Here is a 2814-nt window from a genome sequence, read left to right as displayed (position 1 = left end):
CCTGCGCCATTGGCGGCAGGCGCTGGCCATGCAGCCGTCCGACTGGGGCGACCGCCTGTTCGGCATGGGTAGCGGCAGCTTTCCCGCTACATATTACTGGCACAATCCCCAGCGCGAGGTGCCGGCCAGCATCGCGTATGCGGACGAAGGGGGAAACCGGTATGTGCGCCTGGCCAGTCCCGGCTACAGCGCCGGCTATGGCGAGCTGCTGCGGCTGCTGCAACGCCTGACCGTGCAGCCCGCCACGCGCTACACGTTGGCGCTTGACGTGCGGCGAACGGGTCCCATGCCCGTGCTGCTGGTGCGCCTGTGCCAGCGGCAATTGCTGTATGCACAAGGCTGCGTGAATGTCCCGCTGCGACTGCATCCTGCGCAGCTCGGCAATCCGGTAGCGGCCTGGCAACACTATGAAGTGCCGTTCGACAGCGCCTGGCTGGGTACCGGCGCCTGGCTGCTGCGTCCGCCCGTGCAGCTGGAACTGGCGGCCAGCGGCACGGCCACCTCGTCCGTGCTCGAAGTCGACAATCTGAGCTTGCGCGCACCGGGCGGCGAGGAATTAATCGCCAACGGGGGCTTTACGCAGGCTAATAATTACTGGTTTTTCAGCAGCGACCACCATCACTTGCCATGGCATATCAAGAGCATGGCCTTGCATTTGCTGGTGGAAACGGGCTGGTGCGGCGCCCTGTCGATGCTGGCCCTGCTGGCCGTGGCCGGTACGCGCCTGCTGCGCCAGGCCGCGCGCGGCGATTCCGGTGCGCTGGCGTGCGCCGCCGCCCTGCTGGGTTTTCTCGTCGTGGGCCTGTTCGACAGCCTGCTCGACGTGCCGCGCATCGCCCTGCTGTGCTATCTGATGCTGCTGTGCGCGCTGCTGCAGCCCGTGCCATCCCCCTCCATTGAAAGCACGCCGCCATGAAAACCCTGCCCTCCGCCCTGCTGTCCTGCCTTGCCTTGCTGCTGGCCAGCGCGCCCTGCCGGGCCGACGAATCCCTGGCGCAAGTCATCGCGCGCGTAAAACCATCGATCGTCGGCGTGGGCAGCCTGCAAAAGACACGCACGCCGCCGATGAATTTCATCGGCACGGGTTTCGTGGCGGGCGATGGCTTGAGCGTGCTCACTTGCGCCCATGTGATTCAGAAACTGCTCGACGCCAATCCGAACGAAATCATCGGCATACTCACGGGCCAGGGCGACGTGACGCAATTTCGCCCCGCCAAGGTCCAGGCGGTCGACACGGAACACGACCTGGCCTTGCTGCGCCTGGCAGGCGCGCCCTTGCCGGCCCTGGCGCTGGGCGACGCGGCCACGGTGCGCGAAGGCCAGGCCATGGCCTTTACGGGATTTCCCCTGGGTACCTTGCTCGGTTTGCGCCACGTGACGCACCGCGCCACCGTGTCATCGCTGACACCCGTGGTCATGCCCAGCGAAAACGCGCAGCGCCTCGACGTCCGACGCCTGGCGCAACTGCAAAAGGCGCCGTACACCGTGTTCCAGCTGGACGCGACGGCGTATCCGGGCAGCAGCGGCAGCCCCTTGTTCGATCCCGAAACCGGTCTCGTCTATGGCATCGTCAACATGGTCTACGTCAAGGGCCTCAAAGAGGCGGCCATCAGCGCGCCCAGCGGCATCACTTACGCGATACCAGGCAACCACATGCAGACGATCTTGCTGAAGAATAAATAGATAATCAGTTGCGTCCCTGCCTCAGCCTGTCGGTAATACCAGGCTCATCCCATGTTGGGAAAAAAAAGGGGTAAAACGACCGTTCACCCCCATGCTGTTCCATCAGGCCTCCGTATTTGCGGATCTGGGCCCCCATGTAATCGAGGTCCAGCCGTAGCAGCACGGCCGGCGCCCCCACGCGCGTGCACTCGCGCTCGCCGCCGAAGTCCTGGAAACCCAGCATGCGCTTGTAAAACACCACGTGGCGCGGGTTGACTTCAATCACGTAATCCGTAAAGCCGTGAATATTGTGGGCATAGATATAAGAAATATGAATCAGCGCCGCAAACACGCGCTTGCTCACGCCCTTGTCGATGGCCAGGCGCGACGGTTCGCACAGGCGTCGGCCCTGCTCGCGCAGGACGTCGAGCTTGTCGCGGAAGTTTTCATCGGCGGGCAAGCCCGTCTCGTCATTGTCGAGGCACAAGGTCATGGTGCCGACGGTGGTGCCGGCCGTTTCCGCAAACAGCGTGATTTTATTCAGCGCATGCGCCGTGCCGGGATCGACGGCATAGCCGCGCCAGCCGTACATCTTGCGGATCAGCAAACTGGCCGCTTCGCGCCGGCCACGCGAATTGGCCATGCGGATATGAAAGCGCTGCAGGTCGAGCTCGTGCTCCATGGCCGGGTCGATCTGCCCCTCGCCCACCACCAGGTCGCTGAAGGCACCTGGCGTGTCAAAGGAAATTATGGGTTCATCTTCAAAGCTCATCTTGTCCTCACGTTCATCGGCCGCCGTCGAGACGGACTGAAGCCAATGCCTTGTGACAAGAGAAAAACTGGAGAAGTTCCCAGCAATATCTAAAAAAACAGAAGAAATTCGCCTTTAGATAGCAAAATGGCACGCTGAAATTTGCCTTCAAGTACAAAATGACAAATATAAGTGCTGTTTTGATATTGCCGAGGCTGCTGTCAAAAAAAGCTTTCCGGGATCAATAACACGTCGCCCGGCCGCATCATGACGTTGGCGGAAATATCGCCGTCCTTCAGCAAATCGTCGAGTCGCACGCGCAACTGCTGCTGGTTGCCTTCGCGCACGCGGATGATGCTGGCCTTGTTGCCGGCCGCGAAATCGGTGATGCCGCCCACGGC

Annotated in this window: 3 protein-coding genes and 1 pseudogene; 2 read left to right on the top strand and 2 right to left on the bottom strand. The window is 62.0% G+C overall.

The window, feature by feature from the left end; all coding sequences use genetic code 11:
* Positions 1-916: hypothetical protein (locus VM94_RS21120; protein ID WP_200899246.1), on the top strand; the 916-nt coding region annotated here is incomplete at its 5' end.
* Positions 913-1683, top strand: a complete 771-nt coding sequence (locus VM94_RS21115) for a S1 family peptidase (RefSeq protein WP_046685201.1) — start codon at positions 913-915, stop codon at positions 1681-1683. The genes VM94_RS21120 and VM94_RS21115, both read left to right, overlap by 4 nt.
* Positions 1684-1687: 4 nt before the next feature.
* Here the strand turns inward: VM94_RS21115 and VM94_RS21110 are convergent, their stop codons facing one another.
* Both VM94_RS21110 and VM94_RS29185 read right to left on the bottom strand, forming a co-directional pair.
* Positions 1688-2434 (bottom strand): N-acyl amino acid synthase FeeM domain-containing protein, encoded by a 747-nt coding sequence (locus VM94_RS21110; protein WP_046685200.1) that lies wholly within the window; start codon positions 2432-2434, stop codon positions 1688-1690.
* A 200-nt stretch (positions 2435-2634) separates the two neighbouring features.
* Positions 2635-2814: pseudogene (locus VM94_RS29185) on the bottom strand (XrtA/PEP-CTERM system exopolysaccharide export protein); the annotation flags it as partial.

It is taken from the genome of Janthinobacterium sp. KBS0711 (genome assembly GCF_000988085.1).
Classification (GTDB): domain Bacteria; phylum Pseudomonadota; class Gammaproteobacteria; order Burkholderiales; family Burkholderiaceae_D; genus Janthinobacterium; species Janthinobacterium lividum_E.
Note: the sequence above shows the minus strand (reverse complement) of the source record. Positions and strands in the feature narration are given on the sequence as shown.

Excerpts from the sequence above, each read along its gene's own strand:
- VM94_RS21115 (WP_046685201.1), top strand. The coding sequence starts at position 913 with ATGAAAACCCTGCCCTCCGCCCTGCTGTCCTGCCTTGCCTTGCTGCTG.
- VM94_RS21110 (WP_046685200.1), bottom strand. The coding sequence starts at position 2,434 with ATGAGCTTTGAAGATGAACCCATAATTTCCTTTGACACGCCAGGTGCC.